This window comes from Flavobacterium sinopsychrotolerans, assembly GCF_900110375.1.
Lineage (GTDB): Bacteria > Bacteroidota > Bacteroidia > Flavobacteriales > Flavobacteriaceae > Flavobacterium > Flavobacterium sinopsychrotolerans.
On the sequence record NZ_FODN01000001.1, the window covers coordinates 495,522 to 521,049 of the forward strand.

Annotated in this window: 15 protein-coding genes; 1 reads left to right on the forward strand and 14 read right to left on the reverse strand. The window is 34.0% G+C overall.

Features of this window, described 5'->3' with window-relative positions; genetic code table 11:
• Positions 1-43: 43 nt before the first annotated feature.
• From sov to BMX64_RS02290, 8 genes are all read right to left on the reverse strand, one after another.
• Positions 44-7,192, reverse strand: coding sequence for a T9SS outer membrane translocon Sov/SprA (sov, locus tag BMX64_RS02250; protein WP_091165741.1), 7,149 nt, complete (start codon positions 7,190-7,192; stop codon positions 44-46).
• 25 nt (positions 7,193-7,217) lie between these two features.
• The gene (gene ruvA, locus BMX64_RS02255; RefSeq protein ID WP_091165744.1) at positions 7,218-7,799 is read right to left on the reverse strand and encodes a Holliday junction branch migration protein RuvA; all 582 of its coding nucleotides are present in this window, start codon (positions 7,797-7,799) and stop codon (positions 7,218-7,220) included.
• Positions 7,800-7,898: 99 nt separating this feature from the next.
• Positions 7,899-10,181 (reverse strand): NADP-dependent malic enzyme, encoded by a 2,283-nt coding sequence (locus BMX64_RS02260; RefSeq protein ID WP_091165749.1) that lies wholly within the window; start codon positions 10,179-10,181, stop codon positions 7,899-7,901.
• A 159-nt stretch (positions 10,182-10,340) separates the two neighbouring features.
• Complete coding sequence (locus BMX64_RS02270; RefSeq protein WP_091165756.1) at positions 10,341-10,766, reverse strand: CBS domain-containing protein; 426 nt, start codon at positions 10,764-10,766, stop codon at positions 10,341-10,343.
• An 86-nt stretch (positions 10,767-10,852) separates the two neighbouring features.
• Positions 10,853-11,788 carry a carbohydrate kinase family protein gene (locus tag BMX64_RS02275; protein ID WP_091165760.1) on the reverse strand — a complete coding sequence of 312 codons (936 nt, stop codon included), beginning with the start codon at positions 11,786-11,788 and terminating at the stop codon, positions 10,853-10,855.
• A 5-nt stretch (positions 11,789-11,793) separates the two neighbouring features.
• The gene (locus BMX64_RS02280) at positions 11,794-12,969 is read right to left on the reverse strand and encodes a glycoside hydrolase 100 family protein (protein WP_091165763.1); all 1,176 of its coding nucleotides are present in this window, start codon (positions 12,967-12,969) and stop codon (positions 11,794-11,796) included.
• The gene (locus BMX64_RS02285; protein WP_091165767.1) at positions 12,969-14,345 is read right to left on the reverse strand and encodes an MFS transporter; all 1,377 of its coding nucleotides are present in this window, start codon (positions 14,343-14,345) and stop codon (positions 12,969-12,971) included. The genes BMX64_RS02280 and BMX64_RS02285 overlap by 1 nt, the downstream gene beginning before the upstream one ends.
• A 91-nt stretch (positions 14,346-14,436) precedes the next feature.
• The gene (locus BMX64_RS02290; RefSeq protein WP_208858951.1) at positions 14,437-17,061 is read right to left on the reverse strand and encodes a TonB-dependent receptor domain-containing protein; all 2,625 of its coding nucleotides are present in this window, start codon (positions 17,059-17,061) and stop codon (positions 14,437-14,439) included.
• A 158-nt stretch (positions 17,062-17,219) separates the two neighbouring features.
• Between BMX64_RS02290 and BMX64_RS02295 the strand changes: the two genes are divergently transcribed.
• Positions 17,220-18,248: a LacI family DNA-binding transcriptional regulator gene (locus BMX64_RS02295; RefSeq protein WP_091165771.1), complete on the forward strand. Its 1,029-nt coding sequence runs from the start codon at positions 17,220-17,222 to the stop codon at positions 18,246-18,248.
• Positions 18,249-18,251: 3 nt separating this feature from the next.
• Here the strand turns inward: BMX64_RS02295 and queG are convergent, their stop codons facing one another.
• The 6 genes from queG to BMX64_RS02325 form a co-directional block, all read right to left on the reverse strand.
• Positions 18,252-19,172 carry a tRNA epoxyqueuosine(34) reductase QueG gene (gene queG, locus BMX64_RS02300; RefSeq protein WP_167543019.1) on the reverse strand — a complete coding sequence of 307 codons (921 nt, stop codon included), beginning with the start codon at positions 19,170-19,172 and terminating at the stop codon, positions 18,252-18,254.
• A 117-nt stretch (positions 19,173-19,289) separates the two neighbouring features.
• The gene (gene ruvB / locus BMX64_RS02305; RefSeq protein ID WP_091165777.1) at positions 19,290-20,312 is read right to left on the reverse strand and encodes a Holliday junction branch migration DNA helicase RuvB; all 1,023 of its coding nucleotides are present in this window, start codon (positions 20,310-20,312) and stop codon (positions 19,290-19,292) included.
• Positions 20,313-20,470: 158 nt separating this feature from the next.
• Positions 20,471-22,267 (reverse strand): cytochrome c oxidase subunit I, encoded by a 1,797-nt coding sequence (locus BMX64_RS02310; protein ID WP_091165783.1) that lies wholly within the window; start codon positions 22,265-22,267, stop codon positions 20,471-20,473.
• Between the two features lie 28 nt (positions 22,268-22,295).
• Positions 22,296-23,453 carry a cytochrome c oxidase subunit II gene (locus tag BMX64_RS02315; RefSeq protein ID WP_091165786.1) on the reverse strand — a complete coding sequence of 386 codons (1,158 nt, stop codon included), beginning with the start codon at positions 23,451-23,453 and terminating at the stop codon, positions 22,296-22,298.
• A 19-nt stretch (positions 23,454-23,472) separates the two neighbouring features.
• A complete protein-coding gene (locus BMX64_RS02320) occupies positions 23,473-24,948 on the reverse strand; it encodes a cation-translocating P-type ATPase (protein WP_091165790.1) in 1,476 nt (491 codons plus the stop codon).
• Between the two features lie 27 nt (positions 24,949-24,975).
• On the reverse strand, positions 24,976-25,521 hold the full coding sequence (locus BMX64_RS02325; protein WP_091165794.1) for a c-type cytochrome: 546 nt from the start codon (positions 25,519-25,521) through the stop codon (positions 24,976-24,978).
• Positions 25,522-25,528 lie beyond the last annotated feature (7 nt).

A 25,528-nucleotide genomic window follows, 5' to 3' on the forward strand; every position in this document is an offset into this window, starting at 1 on the left:
ATGTAACAATCTCTATTCAAATCTAGTTTAGATTTTAAAAAAATTAATTGCCAAAATTATAACGCAAGGTTAATCCAGAACGAATATTTGTCATTGGAAAAGAAGTTGATATTACCGCTTTGGAAAAAGAGTGATCATAATAGAAAATAGCGGTTAGGTTTTTACTGAAAGAATAATCCGCTTTGACGGTTAATGACCACAGATTCTGTCCTCCTGCTAATTGATTATTATTATAATCCAAATACCTGACAATAGTCTGATTATTTCTATACGATAAATCTGCTTTCAAATTGATGTCACTTTTTATTATTCCTGTTGGATTATCAGCGAGTCTGGAAGAGAAAATCACATCTTTGAAGCGATACCCCAATCCTACAACATATTCTATCCCTTTAACCTCTGTTAACAAATTATTATCAAAGCTCATCGATAAAGCTCTGTCTTTTTTGATTTCAGCCAATACCTTTAACGAGCTCTTCAATTCGAAATCCATTCTGATAAGCGGACTAAACTGTTCAACTAAGTTAATATTTGACATAATCGTTTGGTTGAAAAAATTACCACTCGCATCTACTCCATTTGGCGTTTTATCATATTCAAAATTAGATCTAAATGCATTTATCGTGTAAGAAGCACGATAATTATGCTGCAAAGAGAATCGTTTGAAATTCTTCTTAAAAAGTTCGTAACGCATCAACCCATTATATTTTACTGCCCAATTTGGAATTGGAAAACTTCTGAAAATTCCAAGGGAAACATCTGAAGCATTTCCGCCAGAATAAGCCGCTAAAAAAGCCGGCAACAATACCGCTTGATTATTTTTTCCATATCCTATTGGAAATCCTTCTAGATCTAAATTACTAGGATTATTAATGTCAATCCCCCGCTGTGTTGCTAATCGATTGGCAACGGTAAGTCTATTGGATCTAAAATCATCAAATGCTTCCGACATATTTTCATCGCTTGCTGAGAATGCTGTTTTTATTAAAACCGTTGAAATTGAAAAAATACCAGTATGATAAGGTGATCTGGCATTATAAACACCATTTGTGACATCATATTGCTCTGAGAAATTCTCAGAAAACGCTCGGTCTAATGTCAAATCAACTTTCAAATCCGGAAATAGGTCGACATTCGCAGTAGCTTTAAATAATTTATTAGTTACCTGTGAGAAATTTTGGTTAAAATCAGGGTAATTCGTCAACCAACCGTTTTTCGCAGCTTCATATCGCACATCATCTTGACTTCCAAAAATAAAACCTAACGACGGTCTTGACGACCCTAAAAATCCTATACTTGGTGTATATCCTGGTAAAACCGTACCACTGTTGTAGGTATAATTCATTTGAATATTTTTAACGCTCGTTAAAATACCCATCAGCCCATCAACAAAAGGGTTATTCTTGTCTGCTGGATTAACAGGATTCGTATTCACGATTTTCTCTCCCGGTTTAGGCGCAGCTACTTTAGGTTTCGAAGATTTATTTACTGGAGCTTTTGTCAATCCTAAGTATTTATATAGAGCATCCATATTGAATGTTGCGTTCAGATTATTTGAGCTTGCGTTTTGAATGGTATTACCTAGATTATACTTACTCCCTTCAATTTCTATTTCAGATAAGGCATTCGAAGTTCGCTGCCAACTATAGTCTCCTGTGTAGGAATAGTTCGCTTTAACAAAACTAAATAATGGTATCTTATTAATAGGTATTTCGTAATTCAAAACTAATTGTTGCATGTGTTGATTAGGATCGCCAATATCCCAATAACTGTCCCAAATAGTAAAACTTTCAATAGGTTCATTATCCTCATTCAAGTAGTTTTTTACAATATTACTCGATGATGCGGTATAATTCAACTTCAACGATTTAGTCAAGTTATAATTAAATCCGTATTGATAATTAAATGCAAAATTTCTTCGGTACAAAGGGTCTAACCCTATACCTTCTACCTCAACCTGTCTAAATTGTTGACGGTTGTATTGTCTGTTTATATTAGTATTAAAAAAGATATTAGCAGGTAAATAATTAAAATTGAAATCACTTAATAATTTCCAGTAATCACTCTTTTTCATAAATTTAGTCTTCTTGAATGGCTCCACCGATTTAGACTTAAAAGCATAGGCATAATCAACCGAAGAGTTCACTTGCTGATCTACATAATCTTCGATTTCAAAATCATGTCTTTCGACCTCGTTAAAAGATTGAGAGAAAGTAAAATTTTCCGGATCATATACGTGTTGTTTTTGCTCTGGACTACGCTCTTTTTTTACTCCAATAAAGTTGATACTTTTTCGTTTTGTGTAATCAATTGCTCTATTGGTAATGTTTTCTTTTTTTGCTTCATCTGAAGTATTGTCAAGCAACTGTTTTAATTTTATATCTTGATTAAAAGGGTCGTATTCCGGGGTTATGATTTCCTCACCAATAGCATAATTAAACGGCAAATTAATTCCCCATTTTTGCGGCAATAATTTCCCAAGATTTAAATTGGTTACAATATTATATTGTCGCGTATCCTCTCGATTTCTTTCATTAGGTCCTTGTTCCAATGCCCCAAAACCAATGGTGCTTTTTCTTCCTGAAGCTGAAACGGTTGCAAAATCAGCCAAATTTGAATCTACATTCAAAACAGCAGCCATTCCACCTTGGTTATCCATATCAGCCAAGCGGAGTTCATTAAACCAAACTTCCCCTTTGATATCGTTACGGAGGTCACTGTTTTTCACCCCAACCATAAGCGTTCTCACTAATCCAAAGTTCGGATTTCCTTTAATTCCCAATCTTAATTTACTATTACCATCACCGTCTGGATTACTGTCATCACTGTCCGGATAATAAATACCATCCAAAGGCAGCGTACTTTGATCGATAGTCATTGCAAGAATTTTCAATTTGGTCAATAAAGCCAATGACAAATCAATTTCATTTTCTTCAGGCCAAACCACTTCAGCACTCAATGGAGAACAGTCTGAATTCGATGCAGACGAAGGAGTCGTAACTTTTAAAGGAATTTCAATCTGGTAAAAATTTTGAGTAAAATCATTCCCAAAACGAATAAAACCAACCATCTGATTGTCTTGAAGTGCAATTTCGCCTGGCAGAGATTCAGCGTGTAAAAACATTTTCAATTTCTTGAATTGACGCATATCAATACTCACATTTTTAAAAACGGCTCTTGAATCTTCTGGTTCTAAACCATCTCCAGAAACCCGCAATGCCAACGACTGTTCGTTTTGATTGATCACTGTATTATTGTTATACAACTGCTCGCGTTCTACTCCCGGAGGTGTAACGTAATTAACAGGACATCGCTCATTGTTCTCTTGTACGTTTACCGCTAATACGTCTAAATTAGTATTATCATCATCTATATTCGTATCATTAAAATCTAGTGTATTCGTGTATCGTCTCCATTCACCGCGAACCAAATCCAGTGCTCCAAAACGAACTGTAACTTGTTCTTCAAAACCCGTCATAAACATCCTCATGAAACGTATCGATCTAAAATCAGATATGTTTCCTATCGTGTTCTCGGGTTGTGAAACTGGAATTTTAAACTGAATCCATCTCGCATCTGTATTGGACCCATCGGGAAGGGTTACCTGAGTATTTCTGATGTCCGTAATGTAATTTTGACCAATTTTCATGTTGGGTTCAACAGCAATACTATATTCATAATACGCATTAATCGTATTCATTGTATTGTCCCTGTTAATATCTTCTACATCCGGCACTGTTGATGACCCTCTATTGTTATCGTTAATCTCAACGGGGGAGTTTGCTTCAGTTCCATTGTAATTTTTATATCGTTCTACAATACCTCCCGATGCGTTCAAATAAAATCTGTAGTCATCTGCTGCAGGATCCAGTTCAGAAGCAAAATTTGTGTAGACCGATCCTTCATTGGCATTAGCCAAACCATCTAAACCAATATCTTGATTTTTTCTATTGTCAGCGTTGGTATCAAAAGCATAAATTAGCGATTGAGAAGCAGGAACATCTCCCCACAATGGCTGTGGATTTACCAATATCTGATCAGGTCCAAGTCCATTTTCATATTGTTTTCTTCCGTCCTTCAACACATCCTCGGATATTTCACCTAAATTAAAATAGATCTTCCCTGTATTCGACTGCGGTACTTGTCCATTTCCTACATAAGGATCTAACACCCAAAACTGAATATATTCAACATTTCCTTGTTCGAAATTAGTAGAATTTAATGCCCGCATAATTCCCCCAAAATTGTCTCTTGGACTTGAATCTATAGTTGAACTATTATTATAAGGCCCTCTTTCTGATGGATAATAACTCAAATCTAATGTATTTACAACTTGTGATTGTCCTTGAGCAATATCAGTCAAAGGATATAATTCTTCACTGTAAATTCTTCTTGTAGTGTTAAATGATAAATCTTCGTTTGAAATTCCTGATGGTTTTTGAGCATAAAATATAGGATCGATGGCATACCAAGCCAATTTAGCTCGTTTAAATCCATAACTTAAATCGTTTGCGTTCGCATTGAAGTTGTACGTGCTTGAAGTATTTCTATCCGGTGTTGATGCTAAACTCCAAGCATAAGGGGAACGCATATCTATAGTAGATTGAGATCCTTCAAAATCATCTACATAAATGGTTGATTCTCCTTGAAATTGATCGGCTTTTGGGGAATCCGGTTTTAAAAATGCAATTTCTCCTCTCACGGAAAGATTAGAAGGCACATCAGTATCCAAATTGGGTAACATATTTACCAATCGAGTTAAAAAAGGCACTTCAGTTGAAAAATTAGTATTGAATCCAAAAATGGTATTATTTACGGATTCCTGACCAAAACTCGATTTCTGGGTAAATGGTCTTTCGGTCATTTTTAAAAAAGTACCTCCAACTAAGAAATTATCGGATATTTTATGTTCTACATTTACTCCCATGAACCTTCTGGTTTGTTGGCCAAAAACAGAATTATTCTCCAGAGATACTTCAATGGGTGTATTTGAAGCTTGAAGTGAGGGATCTAAAATTTGCACTCTTCCCAATTGGTAATTTACACTATAATCTATTCCTTCTACTAAAACTCTACCCGCTGCAGTTACCACTACAGATCCTTGGGGTACATTAAAAGCACCAATAGGTATTCCGTCCCCGCTTGTCGATTTGTATTTTCCTCGAAGTAAAAATTTATTCTTATCGCTATCTTGTAAGGCTCCTGATTGTGTACTGCTGTACATATTACGGAACACATATTTCTTTTGATTCGGATTATAGGTATTAGCATCCTCGTAATTTTCACTAGAACCAGTATATGATAATTTAGAAAATAATAATTCTCCAAAAGGTTCTTTGTTCGTGAAAATTATTCTTCCGTTTTGAGCATCTACTGTTAAACCTGGCATAAAATCAAAAAAACCATCGCCGCCAGTTTGTGGATCATTGTTGTAGTTTAATTTGTCCAAATTAAACACTTTTAGCAATGGGGTTTCGGCCACTTTGTTTTCAGGCAACGGATTAACGGGAAAAGGACTTCCCTCGACAGCTGTAATATAATTTAATGGAGATGGATCGGTGTAAAGAATATTAAATCTAAAATCTTCTTGTTTCACTTGATAAGCACCAGGGATTTGATAGATATTTTTCATCATCAAATTCCAAACCGGATTCTTAACATTTGTCAAATTACTTTTCAACATTTTCAAGATCAAACTTTGCGAGATAACGGCTTGGTTTGAAGGACTGTTCCCGGTCACTACAGTTGCATCCACTCCGTCATTACCAAATTCCCCAACTTGATATACTTGATCACCTATGGTATATTGATAAGCCACAGCAAGAACTTCATCGTTAGCTAATCGCTGTTGCAATGAGATGTAACCTAATTGTGCATTAAAAGTATATTCGTTTGGATTCAGTTTTCTGGCATTTTCCAATTTAGAGTAATCCTGACCTTCGCTTACCGTAACATTAAATCCAGAATTTGCCGTTACAATTTCACGTATATTTGGATTTAACAAACCGCCTCCTGTATTTATCTGTGCAGGATCATAATCATTATTTGAATTATCAGTAGGCGAATCTAAAGAATTATTAAAAATTCCCGTAGAAGGATCTAAGACAACAACTTCATTATCATCTAAACCTGACAATTGACCTTCTCCTAAATCCTGCAGCGCAATAATATTTCTTAAATTATTATTGGTAGTCGTTACGCGATTTTGTTTATTGGTAACCCAAATTTCGATACGAGAAATTTGAACTCTACTATCAATAAAAGGATAATTAATTAATGATTTATCGTATTTATTCCTAAAATATTGGGATAAGAAAAAATGCCTGTCACTGTCATAATCCAAGGCAAACATTTCAAATTCTTCAATTTTTCCTCCTCCTTGAGCAACTATACTTTTAGTTTGTGATTTCTGCTCTGAGAAAACGCCTGTAATTGTAGTTTTACCAAACTGTAATTGTGTTTTTACTCCAAATAAACTTTGCGCTCCCCTGATTAAAGAACTATTCAAAGGCATGCTTACATTTCCTACCTCAATTTTTTGAATAATATCATCTTCTGACGGGGCATACTCTAACTTAATTAAGTTTTGAAAAGCAAAAGTAGACTGTGTATCATAATTCGCATTTACACTGAGCCGAGTTCCTACTTTACCCATCAAACTCATACTGATTCTCTGATCAAAATCGAAAGAAATATTAGATCGGTTTCGAGGAGAAAATGATGGATTGTCTTGTTTTGTATAACGCATTCCTAAATCCATTTCTATAGATCCGGTTGGCTTTACGTCTATAGTATTACTTCCAAAAACAGATTCAAAAAGCCCTGATTTTATGTAATATCGTGGCAATAAATCTTTTTTCGCAGCTTCGCTTCCTTCTTTTTTCCCATCAATAGCATCTCCCTTTTTCCTGAAATAATCACGCATAGATTCTTTCAAGACAAGTCTTTCATACTCTTTTGGTGTTAAAATAATAGGGTAATTAATGGAAAATCCATCGACAGTATTAGTATAAACGTAACGATCCGTAACTGGGTCATAAGTATAGGCCGAAAGAATGCTCTGAGAATCTTTCAATTGAACTTTTCCAATCGAAAATTTATTTTTAATGGTATCCTGAGCCTGCTGTCCTACCTGAGCTTGCGAAACAAATCCACAAAATAAAACAAGCAAAAAAATATAAATTTTATGCATACAACTCGTGTTACTTGAATACCTTTTATAGGTTTTTTAAAGCTTTTTTAATGATTGATTCTACTGAAGCTTCTGGATCTTCTTTCACAATCTTTTCTATAATTTTTTCTGAAGATTTTCGTACAAATCCCAAAACTTCTAAAGCTGATAACGCCTCATCTCGATTTGTATTGCTTTGTGACATAGAAACTTCATCTAAATCATACAATTTTAATACTTTTTCTTTTAAATCCAGTATTACTCTTTGTGCCGTTTTGCTGCCAATTCCTTTTGCAGATTGTATTGTTACAACATCTCCAGATGCAATCGCATTAGTGACTTGCTTTGGATCTAATGAAGAAAGCATTGTTCTTGCTATACTGGCTCCTATTCCGGAAACGGATAATAACAATTTAAAAATCTCTCTTTCTGATTTTTCCACAAAACCAAATAGTGTATGCGCATCTTCTTTTATTTGAAGATACGTATACACTTTTATAAAATCTGTATTGGGAAGCAAAGAATAGGTATGTAAGGAAATATTTACGTGATAACCAACCCCTCCACAATCAATTATTATATGTGTTGGTGATTTTTCTACTAATTTTCCTTGAATGTGTGCTATCATGAATTATAAATATATCACCAAATATAACAAAATTAGCATACCTTTTAATTATTTTCATCAATTTAACTATCTTCTGGAGTACAGAATATTAAACTAATTTTATTTTATTATTTTCTTGTCTTTTTCTTGAGCATCTATCACGGCAATAGCTGCCATATTAACCATTTCCTCCACACTGGCACCCAATTGAAATATATGAACTGGTTTTCCCATTCCTAACATGATAGGCCCTATAGAGTCTACTTTATTCAATTCTTTCAAAAGCTTATAAGTAATATTTGCGGATTCAAGATTTGGAAAAATCAATGTGTTTACTTTTTTTCCGGCTAATTTAGAAAAAGGAAATTTTTCTTTTAGCATTTCTGGGTTCAGTGCAAAATCCGCCTGAAGTTCGCCATCAATAACTATCTCTGGATAATTTTTATGCAAATATGTTACCGCTTCTCTAACTTTACTAGCACTTTCATTTGTTGAAGAACCAAAATTAGAATATGATATCATTGCAATTACGGGCTCAACACCAAACATTTTTGCTGTTTTTGCAGTCATAATAGCAATTTTAGCTAAATCGTCCGCTGAAGGATTAATGTTTATAGCAGTATCTGACAAAAACATTGGTCCACGAGCCGTCATCATAATGTTTGTAGTAGCAACAATGGATGCTCCCGGTGCTTTTTCGATAAGTTGCAACATTGGTTTCACAACAGACGGGTAACTTCTGGAATGCCCCGTTACTAAAGCGTCCGCCTCTCCTTCATTGACCATCATGGCCGCAAAATAGTTTCTTTCACGCATTAATTTTTGAGCATCTAACAAGGATATCCCTCGTCTTTGTCTGGATGACCAGTAGGTAGTAGCAAATCTATTTCTTCTGGACTCTTCTTCTTTAATTTTTGGATCAATGATTGGAACATCGGCATCAAATCCTATTTCTTCTTTTAATTCTAAAATAATTTCTTTGTTCCCTAGTAAAATTGGAAAACCTATTCCTTCTTCGAACACAATTTGTGCTGCTTTAAGAACATCTAAATGATCCGCCTCTGCAAAAACAATTCTTTTAGGATCCATCTTAGCTCTATTGGCAATCAAACGAACCATTTTATTATCATTCCCTAAACGATCTAAAAGTTCCTCTTCGTACTTTTTCCAATCTGTAATAGGATTCAAAGCAACTCCGGAATCCATTGCTGCTTTGGCCACAGCCGGTGCAACAATAGTTATTAATCTTGGGTCAAAAGGTTTAGGAATAATATATTCTCGTCCAAAATTTAATTTTGTCGCACCATAAGCAACATTTACTTGTTCTGGAACAGATTCTTTAGTCAATGAGGCCAATGCTCTCACGGCGGCCATCTTCATGGCTTCATTAATTTTTGTTGCACGGACATCTAATGCACCTCTAAAAATATAAGGAAATCCAAGAACGTTATTTACCTGATTAGGATAATCCGAACGACCGGTAGCCATAATTACATCTTTACGAGTTGCTACTGCAAGATTATAGTCTATTTCCGGATCAGGATTTGCCATGGCAAAAACAATCGGATTATCAGCCATTCCCAATAACATTTGCGGAGACATAATATCTCCTGTTGACAATCCCAAGAAAACATCAGCATTAACTAATGCTTCTTCAAGACTCATTGGTTTTATGTCTTTTGCATATTTTTGCTGTAAAACAGACAGGGAGGCATTGTCCTTAGTCAAGACTCCTTTACTGTTGAACATTAATATATTTTCTATTTTCACACCCAACAAAACATACAAATCTGCACAGGCAAGAGCTGCAGAACCGGCTCCTGAAACTACCAACTTCACATCTTCTGCTTTTTTGTCTGCTAATTCTAAAGCATTCAATAATGCTGCAGATGATATGATGGCTGTACCATGCTGATCATCGTGCATTACAGGAATATTTAATTCTTCCACCAATCGTCTTTCAATTTCAAAAGACTCTGGTGCTTTAATATCTTCTAAGTTAATTCCACCAAAAGTAGGCGCTATATTTTTAACCGTTTGAATGAATTCTTCTATATCTTTTGTTCCAATTTCGATGTCAAACACATCAATATCAGCAAAAATTTTAAACAACAATCCTTTACCTTCCATCACTGGTTTTGATGCTTCCGGACCAATATCACCCAATCCTAAAACTGCTGTTCCATTTGTGATTACAGCAACTAAATTTCCTTTTGCGGTATATTTATAAACGTTGTTTACATCTTTCGCTATTTCTAAACACGGCTCGGCTACGCCAGGAGAATAAGCTAAAGACAAATCTCTTTGTGTTGCATATTTCTTAGTCGGAACTACTTGAATTTTACCCGGAGTAGGCTTTGCGTGGTATAATAATGCTTCTCTTCTTTTGCTATTTTTGTTCATTTTTTTAGATTTTATTCTAGCTTACAAAGATAAGAGTCTTGATTTAAAAAAAGAGGACTTTTCACCCATTCTTTTGCATAAAAACAAGCCTGTTTTAATTCCAAAAAAAAAAGCTACAGTAAATATAGCTTTTTATGATTACAACTTTTTTAATTCTTTTTATTGTGTAATGTAAGAATTTAAATGTTGGATGGTATCTTTTTGCATCTCGATTATGGCTTTTACCACGTCACTTATAGAGATAATCCCAATTACAACATTATTATCTAAAACGGGCAAATGCCTTACCCTTTTAGTACTCATTAACTCCATGCAATATTCTAAATTATCTGATGGCTTTACAGTGACTATATCAGTTTCCATAATTTCATGAACGAAGGCCTTCTTAGAAGTTTTCGCTTTCAAAACAATTTTTCGAGCATAATCTCTTTCAGACAAAATTCCTTTCAGGATAGCATCTTCAATAATAAGAATTGCCCCAATGTTTTTTTCGCTCATCACTGTCAATGCTTCGTAAACAGTGTTTGTCGAAAGTATGGAATAAACTTCCTTCCCTTTTGTGCTTAATATTTGATTTACAGTCATATCCGAAAATTTAAGTTGACTATAAAGTTAAAAAAAAAAACATAAAAAGGAAATAAATTCTAATAAGAATAACTTTCGGAGGTTTATTACTCCAATTCTATAAAAGAACTAATGTCAATATCAGCAGGAAGCCTACCAACATTTTGTAATTTCAGCACTGCTAGTTTTTGCGCTATAGTAATAGTATCATTAAAATTTTTATCCAAAAGCTGTGCATACAAAAAACCTGTCCAAAAAGCATCACCTGCACCTGTGGCATCTTTTATCTCAAGAACTGGAATTGCTTTTTGATGAAAAAGCCCAAATTTTTTGTCTGATAAAACTACTCCTTCTTTCCCTTTTGTCAAGCAAATAGTTGAAGCGCCCAAATTATGAAAATATTCAAAAATAAAATCTTCCGTTTTTGATTCTGAAAATAACCTGTAGCAGTCGTCTTCACTTAGTTTCACTAAAGGATCCGTTGCCAAATACTCTTTTAATACCAATTTAGCTTCGTCTCTATCATTCCAAATTCGTTCCGAAAAATTAATATCAATACTTGTTTTCAGTCCCAATTGCTTCGCTCTTTTAGCACTTTCAAGAATCGTGGTACGAGCAGGATCTTTACTTAATGCGAAACAAGTTGTATGAAAAATTTTAGCACTTTCAAGTAAATCATCTGTAATTTGACTTGGGTCAATTTGAGAGTCAGCTTCTCTAAATGGAATAAAATCAGGGGTTCCCGTAGATTTAGAGACAAATATTACCGAAGTTGGCATATGATCAATTTTTTTTACATGAGAAGTAATAACATTATTCGCCTTCAATTTACGAACAATATATTCTCCTAATCCATCTTGACCACAAGTGGCTACTAAAACTGAATTCAAGCCTAATCTTGTTGCATTAACAGCAACATTTGTAGGGGATCCACCTAAAAATCGGTGAAAATCTTTAGTTCTATTTATTGAAGTATCAATTTGATGACCAATAAAATCAATTAAAACTTCCCCAATACAAATTATATCAATAGATTTTTTCATTTTTTTTAAACTAAATATTTAAAATCACTATAAATACTTTGATGCAACATTACGGTTGCAGCTGCACTCCATGCGCAATATGAAACCCCATTAGGCAATTGGGTTTTACTGTTGAAATTTTCATAAAAACTATAATTCTCAATTTTATTAATAGCATTTATAGCTTCCAGTATTTCAATAGCTTCTTCTTTTTTTGTTGAATTCAATAACGCAAGTCCGTAAAACCCATTAACCATTGACCAACTCCCACCATTATGAAATTCGTTTGGAAAATTCCTGAATTCGTATTTATAGTTATTCTTAAGCAAGTTCCAGTCTACATCATTTTCTTTTATTGGCGGCCAGAAAGCGGGCAATAACTTTAATGGCATTTTGTTTTTTAAAACTAAAGAATAGGACAAAATATTTTCTTGAAGCGCAGTTGTCCCTATATTTAAAAGTAGCGCTAAGGAATTTGCAAAAGCATCAAACTGCATTTTATAACCCGCTGGCGAAAACGAACAAGGCATAAAATTTTGAATATTAGCTTCCTTGTATGCCCTTTCATGGTATTTCTCTCCTACTGAATCAGGACAAAAATTAATTGCTAACTGTTGCGTTATTTGTTCAATTTTACTTGCTATCAAATCACTTTTACAAAAATAATTATAACTTTTTAGAGCCCATACTCGCAATAATTGATCATATAATACATAACCATCCGTTATGTATTCATCCGCCCAATTTCCAGAAAGAGGAACATAGAGCAAATGTTTATTATTAAATTCCCATGCTTCTAAAAGCTGCAAACACTTTTGAATGTTACTATCATATTTCCGAATAAATACCTCGTCCTTTTTATAAAAAGCGTATTGACAAACACCAATAATAAACCAAGTCACCGCATCAACCCTTCCGGCTAAACCTCCATAACTCACTTCTACAACATCTCCATCTGTCATTACATTTGAGGGAATTGTACCATTATAATGCTGATTTTTTGCTAATGTTTCTAATGTGTTCCCAAAGGTCTCAATCAATTTTTCATCAGCTGAAGCCAAAGCTGCCAAACCACATATTACTCCATCTCTAGCCCAAACTCTTTTGTAATTTGAAATGTTTTGAGCGCTTGCTAAAAATCCTTCTTTAGACGAAGCATTCTGCAATAATTCAATTGCTTTTTTATAATCTATATTTTTCATTATACTATCGCTTCTTTTCTATTTTTAACAGTTATAAAAAGAGTAAAAATCGCCCCCAAAATTAAAAAAACACCTGCTAATTTAATCACATTCAATGGATTTCTCCCTAATAAATCATACACAAAATACTGCATAGTCAACACTTGAATCGCCATTGGTATTACAATAAACATATTAAAAATCCCCATATAAATACCTGTTTTATCTTTTGGAATAGAACCAGCCAAAAGCTGATAAGGCATAGCCATCATTGAAGCCCAAGAAATTCCTAAACCAAATGAGTATAAAAAGATGATGGTCACTGCTACGTTTTCTCCAAATGGATTGTGCATTACAAATAGAACATCTACATTGTTTAAAAACGGAATACTCAATAAACCTATTCCGCCTAATAATAAAGCAAAAAAATGAACTCCTTTTGCCCCTATTTTAAGTGCTAAAGGAACCAGTAAAAAAGCAACCATAAAACAAATTATATTATAGGTCCCATTTAAACTACCTGTCAACAATTGTGCTTTAGAAAACCCTTGTGATGACTGATCTGTGGTATTGTAAATAGATATTGAAAGTGTAGATGTGATGTATTGCCAATAACAAAACATAGCATACCAAGTAAAGAATTTAACAGGTATTAATTGTTTCATTGTTAAGGGCATTGTTTGGAAAGCCTTTACAATGTCAACAAAAACGGTATTAAAAATATTTTGTTTTTTCTTTTCATTAATCAATGCTAACTCCTCGTCAGTAGGCGGATATTCTTTTGTTGTAAAAACTGAAATCAGAACCGATACAATAGAAGCAAATGCTCCAATGAAAAAAGCCCAATAAGTATACGTTGGAATCCCATTTGATAATTTATCCGTAATTGCCAAAACCCCTAATGCTACTAAAATAGCGGGTGTAAAATTAGCCAATGTAATACCTAATCCTGTAAAGAAACTCTGCATTAAAAAACCTAATGATTGTTGCTTTTCATCTAATTTATCGGCTACAAAAGCACGATAAGGTTCCATGGCTAAATTATTTGCAGCATCTAAAATCCATAGCAAACTCGCAGCCATAAAAATAGAATTAGAAAAAGGCATGACCAGCAACGCAAAACTTGATATTAAAGCTCCGATAAGGAAAAATGGTTTTCGGCGACCAAATTTTGGCGACCAAGTGCCATCACTAATCGCTCCTACAATAGGCTGAATTATTAAACCTGTAATAGGTCCTGCAAGCCATAACATAGGCAAACTACCTTCATCAGCTCCTAAATATTTATAAATCGCACTCATGTTACTTTGTTGCAACCCGAAACTGAATTGAATTCCGAAAAACCCAAAATTCATATTCCATATTTGCCAAAAATTGAGTTTTACCTTTTTAAACATGCTCCTATTCTTTTTTTAATTTTAAAAAAACAACTCCTATATTTAAAAATATAGGAATTGCCCAACAATTAACTAATCATGAAACATTTTATTAAAATCTATAAGACAAGGCCATAGAAATTGATCTTCCGGTCAATGATCTTGCTCTTACATAGTTTACCGTATTCTCAGTTATACTTCCTTCTTCTGACTCCGTAATTGCCAATGTATTGAATATGTTATTACCAGAAAGATTTACTGATAACCCTTTTGTCAAACCAACTTCAACAAAACCATTTACAATTACAAAACCATTCATTACGAGTTGATTTGAATCTTGAGCAAAAGCTTTAGTCTGCCCAATAAAACTTAATCCTAATGTGTTTTTTCTATCCATAAATTTAAACGTTGGCATTACACCATACATTAATTTAGGTTGTCTTCTTGGTTCATTTCCTTCATCAGTGCCGGATGTAATTTCTGCTTTTGTATACGTCATAGACCCTCTTAGGTTCAAGTTATCTGACAAATCATACGCTGACTCTAATTCTAATCCTAAAGATTTGTAATTATTTTGTCTAATTACATTTGCTCCAGCCTCATAACCCGCTTGCTCATCTGTTTTAGAACTAAAGGCAGTAGCATAAAGGTATCCTTTATCGAATTTTTGCTTATACCCAATTTCTGTCTGCGTTAAAAAGTCTAATGCATTGATTTTATTTCCGTCTAAATAATCCAATCCGCTAAATAAAATTCTATCAGCCTTCGCAGAAGCGCCTCTACTAACTCTAGCAAATAACGATTGTTTCGCATTTAACAAATAGTTCCCACCTAACGTGTAAGAGAAATAGTCGTAAGTATAATTAACTGGAGTTTCATTAGCAGTATTCACAGCAAATACATTGTTTTCCGGTGCAGATAATACTCCATCATTATTGATGTCATATTGTGTCGCTGTCCCACCGGTAAAAGAACCTGTGGCTTTTCCATTATCATATCGTACCCCACCTTCAAAAGAAAGGTTTTCAGAAGCATCAAATGAAACATTTACGTAAGGGGCAGACACGTTATACTGCGTATCATAATTTCTAGCTAAATTTCCCCAAGCAGGAGTCCCATAAGCATAGAGCCCATTCTCTGACAAGAGATTACCGTTAACATCCGTTACATTAATTAAACGAGGATTAGTATCCGATACTTCTTGTAGGTAAGAATTCCATAGCCAAGACATTGAAACATTTTGCATTGATTTGAAAAACCCAAAAGTGATTCCTACATTATCTATTTTTTTTGTCAATCTCAAATCATTCATAAAATTACTCATATCATTCAATTGTGTATCAAACATATGAATTCTAGCAACTAAACCATTAGGAGTATTAAAAGCAGTCCCATCATTTGCATAACTTAGCGTTGCACCCGCACCAAAAGAACTTGCGATAGCAGAAGCTGTACCCAATTCAGCAGGAAAAGGAGATATAAAGCCCCCACTGTTTGCAGAGTAACGCAAATTATCTGAAACTTTCCAGTTATTATCTAAATCAAAAGTAGCATTTGCGCCTATGGATTTTGAAATAGGGTGCATTCCATTAGCAACTTTTTCTCTTCTTACATTTCCTTCTGTCCCAAGTCCAACATTATGGTTTAAATAAATAGATTGCATCGCACCTCGTGTAGCATCATAGCCATCTACACTCGTCCAATTTGGATTTGCATTAGTTCCAGAAACCTGAACAGGCATTGGCATATATGCTACTGCTCTATCATTTAAAAATTTAGCATAAACTGTTACTGATCCTTTTTCGAATTCTTTTGTAACATTGAATTTTACTTGACCGCCATTATTGCTATTAAATCCTGTTTTTCTAACACCTTCACCTGATCTGTAAAAACCACCTACATGAAAATACAATCCATCACCTATTTTAGTCCCATAATCTAAATCTGTTCTGAAGTTTTCATAATCTAGCCCAAAAGTAGTACTCAAAGTTCCACCTTCAGTTTTCCCTGTTTTACTAATGAAATTGATAATTCCTCCAGGAGAATTTGAAGACAATGTTGAAGCTGAGCCTCCACGAATAGCTTCAATTCTGGCTACGTTACCATCAAATCTTGTAAAAATATCGGCTGTTGCAAAAGCAATATCTCCAAATAATAATACTGGAAGCCCATCTTCTTGAATTTGTAAATATTTGGAACCTCCAGATGATATTGGCACCCCACGGACAGAAATATTGGAATTACCTTCTCCTCCTGATGATTCTGAACGTATCCCTGGAATAGTCCTAAAAATCTCAGCAGTTGATCTTGGTGCAGATTGCTCAATTTCCTTTGTATTCATTGATGTAATAGAAACACTCGATTTAATTTTTGTTCTTGGATTAATTACCCCAGTAATTATAACATCATCAAGCACATTAGTATCTTCGATTAATGTAATATTTTTAATCACATTTCCATTTACATCCATTTTAAACTCCACATTTTTATAACCAATGTATGAAGCAATAAAGTCAAAAGTACCATTTTGAAGATTTGAAAAATTATATTTTCCATCAATATCAGTCACAACTGACTTTGACGAATCTTTAATTAAAATATTAACACCTGGTATTGGTGCTCCATTAACATCCGAAACCACTCCTGTTACGGTAGCATTTTGTGCAAAAGAAAGATTAAATAGCAGTAAAGCTACAATCATACCTATTTGCTTGATTAATAAATTAGGTTTTTTCATGGTTTTGAAATAATTTAGTTAGTAAATTTTAGTTAGTTTTATTATCAAATGTATAATTATAAAGAAATAAAATAACGAATTACACAATCGAAAACGTTTTCGAAATACCGAAAACGTTTTCGATTTGATATAAAAAAATATTTTACCATATTTGTCTCATGAAAGAAGCTACTCTTAAGGAAATTGCAGAAAAATTGGGTATATCCATTACCACAGTTTCTAAAGCATTAAAAGGCTATCCAGACGTTAGTTTAAAAACGAAAGATGCGGTTATTTCATTAGCAAAAAAACTCAACTACAGCCCTAATTCTTTTGCTGTTAATCTAAGAACAAAAGAATCAAAAACAATTGGCTTAATTATTCCCGAAATCGTTCATCATTTTTTTTCAAATGTAATAAATGGAATTATTGCTGAAGCTGAAAAAAATGGTTACCTAGTTATCATTCTACAATCCAATGAATCATTAGAATTAGAAAAAAAACAGGTCGCCTTACTAATTAACAAAAGAGTAGATGGAATAATTATTTCTCTCTCTAACGAATCAAATGATGACAGCCATCTTAAGGAAATTATAGCACGTAAGATCCCGTTTGTGCAATTTGACAAAATTGCAAAGTTGATTCATAGTTCTAAGGTCGTTATTAACGATCAAATTGCCGCCAGAAATGCGGTTCAGCATTTAATAGATAACGGCTACCGAAAAATTGCCCATATAAGAGGCCCCTTAAATCCTCAAAATGCCATTGACCGTTTTATTGGTTATAAAAAAGCACTAGAAATAAACAACATCCCCTTTGATGCTTCTCTAGTCTATACGTGTGAAAAAGTAACTTTTCAAGAGGGAATAGATTTTGCAAAACAAATAATGACTGACCATCCTGATGTTGAAGGAATATTTGCCATTACAGATCTTGTTGCTGTAGGAGTACTTTCCTATTTTAATGATATAGGAATTAAAATTCCGGAACAAGTAGCCGTAATAGGCTTTAGTAATTGGTTTATGTCTCAAGTACTAACCCCTAAACTTAGTACAGTTGACCAACCTAGTCATGAAATGGGAGTAGCTTCTTTTAAATTATTATTAGAAGAAATGAATTGTCACAAAAAAGAAATTCCTTTTACACCTAGAACCATAGAACTAGAAACAAAAGTGATAGCAAGAGAATCTACTTTTAAAAAAAAATAGCTTCTATTGTAAAAAATCAATGTTTCTTTTGATTCCTTGAAACTTGGCTCTTTTCAGAGACGAATTTTTAAATACTACTTTAAAAGTCTCTTCCGTGATTTCTCTCCAATCTTTTTTGGACATTGAAAGCACTTCTGGATTTGGATTAAAGAGAGGTTCATTGTGTGGTTTCGAAAACTTATTCCAGGGACACACATCTTGACACACATCACAACCAAAAGCCCAATCATCAAATTTCCCTTTCATTTCCTGTGGGATATTTTCTTTTAGTTCTATAGTGAAATAAGAAATGCATTTACTACCGTCAATAATATAAGGTGCGACAATTGCTTCCGTTGGACAAGCATCCATACAAGCCGTACAAGTACCACAATGATCCGTAGTAGCATTGTCATAATCTAAGTCTAAATCTATAATAAGTTCCGCAATAAAGTAAAAAGAACCTACTTTTTGAGTCAACAAATTACTGTTTTTCCCAATCCAGCCCAAACCACTTTTTGCAGCCCAAGCTTTATCGAGCACCGGCGCAGAATCAACAAAGGCACGTCCTGAAACTTCCCCGATAGTTGACTGAATAGAAAACAAAAATTCTTTCAACTTTTCCTTAATCACAAAATGGTAATCTTCACCGTAAGCATATTTTGAGATTTTATAAGCATCCGAATTTTGACGTTGTTCCGGGTAGTAATTCATAAGAAGCGAGACGACACTTTTGGCATCATCAACTAGTAACGTTGGATTTAAACGTTTATCAAAATGGTTTTCCATGTAAGCCATTTGGCCGTTTCTATTCTCATTCAACCAGTTTTCTAACCGTGGTGCTTCTTGTTCCAAAAACTCAGCTTTAGAAATACCACCTGACAAAAAACCGAGGCGTTTAGCTTCGGATTTAATGAACTCAGTGTATTTAGATTTTTGAATTATGACCCAGAAAATAAAATTAATAACTTATTCAAATTAGCCCTGATGGAAGCGGCATCCTTTTCAGGCTTTCTTTAAGCCGGAAAAGATACAGCGTACAGCAGGAAATAGCTCCAAAAATTAAAACAATCCGCCCTGATTATTTGTATTTAATTTTCCTAGATGTTTATAGGCTTTGTCAGTAACTTCACGTCCTCTTGGAGTTCTCATAATAAATCCTTCTTGTATAAGAAACGGCTCATAGACTTCCTCGATTGTTTCACTGCTTTCTGATACGGCTGTAGCCAAAGTTGACAAACCTACCGGACCTCCTTTAAATTTTTCAATAATTGTGGTCAATATTTTATTGTCCATTTCATCCAATCCATGTGCATCGACATTTAATGCTTTTAACGCATAACGTGCAATTTCAATGTCAATTTTACCATTTCCTTTTATTTGTGCAAAGTCACGAACACGGCGCAATAAAGCATTTGCGATACGAGGCGTTCCCCTACTTCGTCCTGCTATTTCGATAGCAGCTTCCATAGTAATTGGCATTTTAAAAATGGCAGCACTTCTCTCGACTATCGTGGTTAATAACTCCGTTGTATAATATTGCAAACGGGATGATATCCCAAAACGGGCTCTCATAGGTGCAGTTAACAACCCAGAACGTGTAGTTGCACCAATTAAAGTAAAAGGATTTAGGTTAATTTGAACAGTTCTTGCATTTGGTCCAGATTCAATCATGATGTCGATTTTAAAATCTTCCATTGCTGAATATAAATACTCTTCGACTATTGGGCTCAAACGATGAATTTCGTCAATGAATAAAACATCTCTTTCTTCAAGATTAGTCAACAAACCAGCTAAATCTCCAGGCTTATCTAAAACAGGACCCGAAGTGATTTTTATACCTACTTGTAACTCATTAGCAAGAATATTGGCCAAAGTAGTTTTCCCTAAACCAGGAGGACCATGAAAAAGGGTGTGATCAAGTGCTTCATTTCTTTGATTGGCAGCTTGAACAAAAACTTTCAAGTTTTCCAATATCTGATCTTGACCAGCAAAATCATCAAAAGAAAGCGGTCTTAATCTTTTTTCAAGATCAAGCTCTTCTGTATTATAACCGTTAGTTGTAGGATCTAAATTCTCATTCATTTAACAAAGATAACAAAGCAAATTTGATTTATAAATTATAAATTATAAATGCAAAAAAAATTAAAAAAGGACAAATAAAGAAGTGTACTACGAATGGTTTATAAAGCTAAAACACCAAAAAAAAAGTCTCTACATTCGCAGAGACTTTTTCTTATATTTTAGTGATGTAAAACTTCTTCACCTTCTTTCATTGGGACCGTTTGAGGTACAAAATCTACATCATGTGCAGGATTAGTGTAGTCATAAGGCCAACGGTGAACTTCAGGGATTTCTCCTGGCCAGTTTCCATGTATATGTTCTACTGGGGTAGTCCACTCTAATGTATTAGATTTCCATGGATTTTGCACTGCTTTTTTACCGTAGAAAATGCTACTAAAGAAGTTATATAAGAAGACCAATTGAAAGGCTCCTCCAATTAAAGCAAAAACAGTAATAAGAACATTTACATTTTGTAAATCATCAAATAATGGAAAATTCGTGTTTGTATAATAACGTCTTGGTAAACCAGCTAAACCGATAAAATGCATTGGGAAAAATACACCATAAGCACATACTGCTGTTACCCAAAAGTGAACATAACCTAAGTTTTTATTTAACATTCTACCAAACAATTTTGGAAACCAGTGATAAATACCAGCAAACATTCCGTAAAGAGCAGAAATACCCATTACTAAGTGAAAGTGAGCAACTACAAAATACGTATCGTGAACATTAATATCCAAAGTACTATCTCCAAGAATAATTCCTGTTAAACCACCTGTAATAAATGTAGATACTAAACCAATTGAAAACAACATGGCTGGATTCAACTGTAAGTTACCTTTCCAAAGAGTCGTGATGTAATTAAACGCTTTTACAGCCGATGGAATAGCAATTAATAATGTTGTAAATGTAAATACAGATCCTAAAAATGGATTCATACCCGAAATAAACATATGGTGTCCCCAAACTATTGTAGACAAAAATGCAATAGCAATAATAGACATAATCATCGCTCTGTATCCAAAAATAGGTTTACGTGAATTTGTAGCAATAATTTCAGAAGTAATTCCTAATGCAGGTAAGATTACAATGTATACTTCAGGATGTCCTAAGAACCAAAATAAGTGCTCAAATAAAACTGGAGAACCACCTTGATAATGTAAAACTTCACCAGCGATGTAGATATCAGACAAGAAGAAAGAAGTACCAAAACTTCTATCAAAAATCAATAACAAAGCTGCAGATAAAAGAACAGGGAAAGATACAATACCAATTATAGCAGTAACAAATAAAGCCCAAATTGTAAGTGGCAATCTTGTCATAGACATTCCTTTTGTTCTTAAATTAATAACCGTAACGACATAATTTAAAGATCCCATTAAAGAAGAAGCAATGAATATTGCCATAGAAACCAACCACAAAGTCATACCCAGTCCAGAACCAGAAATAGATTGTGGCAAAGCACTCAAAGGAGGGTAAATTGTCCAACCAGCATTCGCAGGACCAGATTCAACAAAAAGCGACCCGATCATAATAACACTTGATAAGAAAAACAACCAATAAGAGATCATATTCATAAAACCCGAAGCCATGTCTCTAGCTCCAATTTGAAGTGGTATTAGTAAATTACTAAAGGTACCACTCAACCCTGCGGTTAACACAAAGAATACCATTATAGTACCATGTATGGTAACTAAAGACAGGTAAATATCATTAGTCATTACTCCGTTTGGAGCCCACTTATCTCCTAGCAATATATTAAAAATCTTGAAAGACTCTTCTGGCCAAGCCAATTGCATTCTAAAAAGCAAAGACATTGTTACACCAATTACTCCCATAACAATACCCGTAATAAGATATTGTTTAGCAATCATCTTGTGGTCAATGCTAAAAATATATTTAGTAATAAAAGTGTCTTTATGGTGATGTTCGTGTTCGTGATCTATTGTGTGATCGTGACCTTCTGCTGACATATATGTTTACTTTAAATTTTCTTATTAATTATTTCATGGCCGTTATGGCAACTGCTGCAGTATCTTTTGTTTTTATAGAATCTGTACCAGATGCTCCGTCAGTAGCAGCAGGCTCAGCCATTGCAGCTTTTACTTCACTTACGATTGTAGCTTTGTCTTTCAACCATGCCTTATAATCTTCAGGTGTGTCTACAATAATTTTCATTTGCATGTTATAATGAGATGCTCCACAAATTTTATTACAAAGCAATAAGTAGTCAAACGTGTATGGATCCAGAGCAGTTTCACCCTTAGCTACTAATTCTAAACTTTTCTTAGATCTTAAAGCATTAATATTAGCCACTTTTTCTACCATAAAAGGTAATTCTCTATATTCTGCTGTAGTATAAATCGGTTCAAATGCAAATTGTGTAACCATACCAGGAACACAGTTCATCTGCGCTCTAAAATGAGGCATATAAGCTGAATGCAAAACATCTTGAGAACGCATTTTAAAAAGTATTTTTTTACCTTTAGGAATATGCAACTCAGTTACGACAATATCATCTTGAGCATATGGATCAGCTAAGTCAACACCAACTGAATTAGCGCCTTCGATAAACCTAACATTAGCCTTTCCTAGAACATTATCTTCACCTGAATATCTTGCTTTCCAATTAAACTGTTGTGCATACAATTCTATCACAACGGTATCTTCATCTTCATCAACAAACATAATATTTGTCCATGCATAAAGACCATATAAAATCAATCCAGCCAAAACAACCGCTGGAATAACACTCCAGATTGCCTCTAATTTATTATTATCTGCGAAATAAAGTGCCTTTTGATCCTTTTTACCTCTGTATTTAAAGGCGAAATAATGCAATAAAACTTGAGTTATAGCTTGAACAATAAAAATAAGAACCCATGTGATGTTCATTAAATTATCAACTTCTCCACCATGAGCAGAAGCTGGTGTGTGAAGAACTAGCGGCCCCCATTTAAACAATCCGTAAATTGAAAAAATATAAATGAAAGCTAGAAAACCAAACATTAAATAACCTTGAACGTTATTATCGTCATCCGTAGCTATTTCTGATCTATCTGAATTGGATCCAACTTGCGTCAGGTCGAATATTTTAGTCAATTGCCATAAAGCAACAGCTAATAAAACTAAAACTATAATTACCAACAAACTTGTCATCTGTTTTTTTCTTTAAATATTAATAATGAAAATGTTTACTTTCTTCGATGAAAGGATTTCTTTTTGGCAACAAAGGAACTTTTGTTAAAGCTGTAAAAACAACATAAATAAATAATCCTAGGAAGAAAAGAACAGATGCTATTTCTGAAATTCCAATAAACCATCTATCACCTACAGTTCCCGGCATAATCATATTAAAGAAATCAATATAATGTCCAGCTAGGATTACAACACCTGCCATAACTAATACCCAAGTAATTCTTTTGAAATCAGTATTGATTAAGATCAATAAAGGAAAAACAAAATTCATAACTACAGCACCAAAGAAAGGAAGGTTGTACAATTCTATTCTAGTTATAAAATAAGTAACTTCTTCAGGAATATTAGCATACCATATCAACATGTATTGTGAAAACCATAAATAAGTCCAAAAAACACTAAAACCAAACATGAATTTCGCTAAATCATGAATATGACTTGTATTTACATACTCTAAAACTCCTTTTGATTTCAAATACAATGTAACTAAAGCTATTGTAGTAATTGAACTTACAAAGAAACTTGAAAAAACATACCATCCAAACAAAGTACTAAACCAGTGTGGATCGATAGACATAATCCAATCCCAAGACATTATAGATTCAGATACAATAAAAAACACAAGGAACATTGCTGAAAGCTTGAAGTTCTTTTTGTAGTTAAGATCATCATTTGCTTCATCTTGTGCCAAACAATTTTTTCTTGAGAAGTATTGGTATAAACTCCAACCTGTCAAAAATATAGCAGCTCTAATAATCCAGAAAGGAAAATTTAAATAACCCGCCTTGTTTGCAATTAATTTGTCATTGGCAACAACTTCAGGATCTAACCATATAAAAAGGTGGTTTAAGTGTAATCCACATAAAATTAAAATCACAAAAAAGATAACTGAACCTACAGGTAAATAAGCAGTTATACCTTGCATAACTCTGAATAAAACAGGAGACCATCCAGCTTGAGCTACTTGTTGGATTGCATAAAAAACTAATACCCCAAGAGAAACAAGCATGAAGAAGATACAAGCAACATACAAAGCAGACCAAGGTTTGTTTTGTAATTGATGTAAAACATGATTTAAATGTTCCATATGCTCTGCCTCTTCACTAACCTCATGACCTTCTTTTTTAACGGCTGCTTTAGATTGAACTGTTTCAGCATGTGCTGCTTCAGCAACTTTAGTAGTATCATCGGTTGGAGCAACAGCTCCATGAGATTCCTCTACTTTTTTCTCTTCAACAGCTTCACCATGACTAGCAGCAACTTCATGCGAAGGTGCAGCAGAAGTAGTCGTTTCATGTTTTGCTTCGCCATGTCCACCATGACTTTCGGCAGCAAGAAATTTTTCAACGTCTTGAATATCTTTTGGTGCAGTTAAAAAACCATATCCAATTCCTAATATACCTACGGCCATTAAGATGAAAGAAAGAGTTTTTAATTTACTTGAAAATGTATACATATCTATTACGATCAGTTTGTTCAACAATTATAATTCGCTTTTTAGTTTCAGAACATAGTCAGTAACTAACCAACGTTCTTGGGCACTCAATTGGTTTGCATGTGAACCCATTGAATTCAAACCATACGTTATTACGTGAAAAATACTTCCTTCAGTGATAACTCTATCTTTATAACTAGGAACACCCAGAAATTTTTCTCTTTCTACTAACTTACCTTTACCATTACCAGAATTACCATGACAAGTAGCACAATAGATCTCAAAAAGTTCTTTTCCTTTTTCAGGATTTCTACTTAAAGAATCTAAAGGAGATTTAAGGTTTGCTTTAGCTAACTCATATCCAGCAGTAGAATTTTCGTATTCAAAAGGTTCGAATCCTCTGTTTACAGTTCCTTCAGCCGGAAGTTGACCTTCTTTACCATTTTTAAATGCATTCGATTCAGAATAAGTTTCATACCCTACTGATTCGTACATATTTGGAAAATATTGATAGTTTGGTGCCGCATTATTATGGCATGATGAAACTAAAATAGTTATACCAAATAAAAGTGTTATTTTATATACGCTTTTCATATCTATA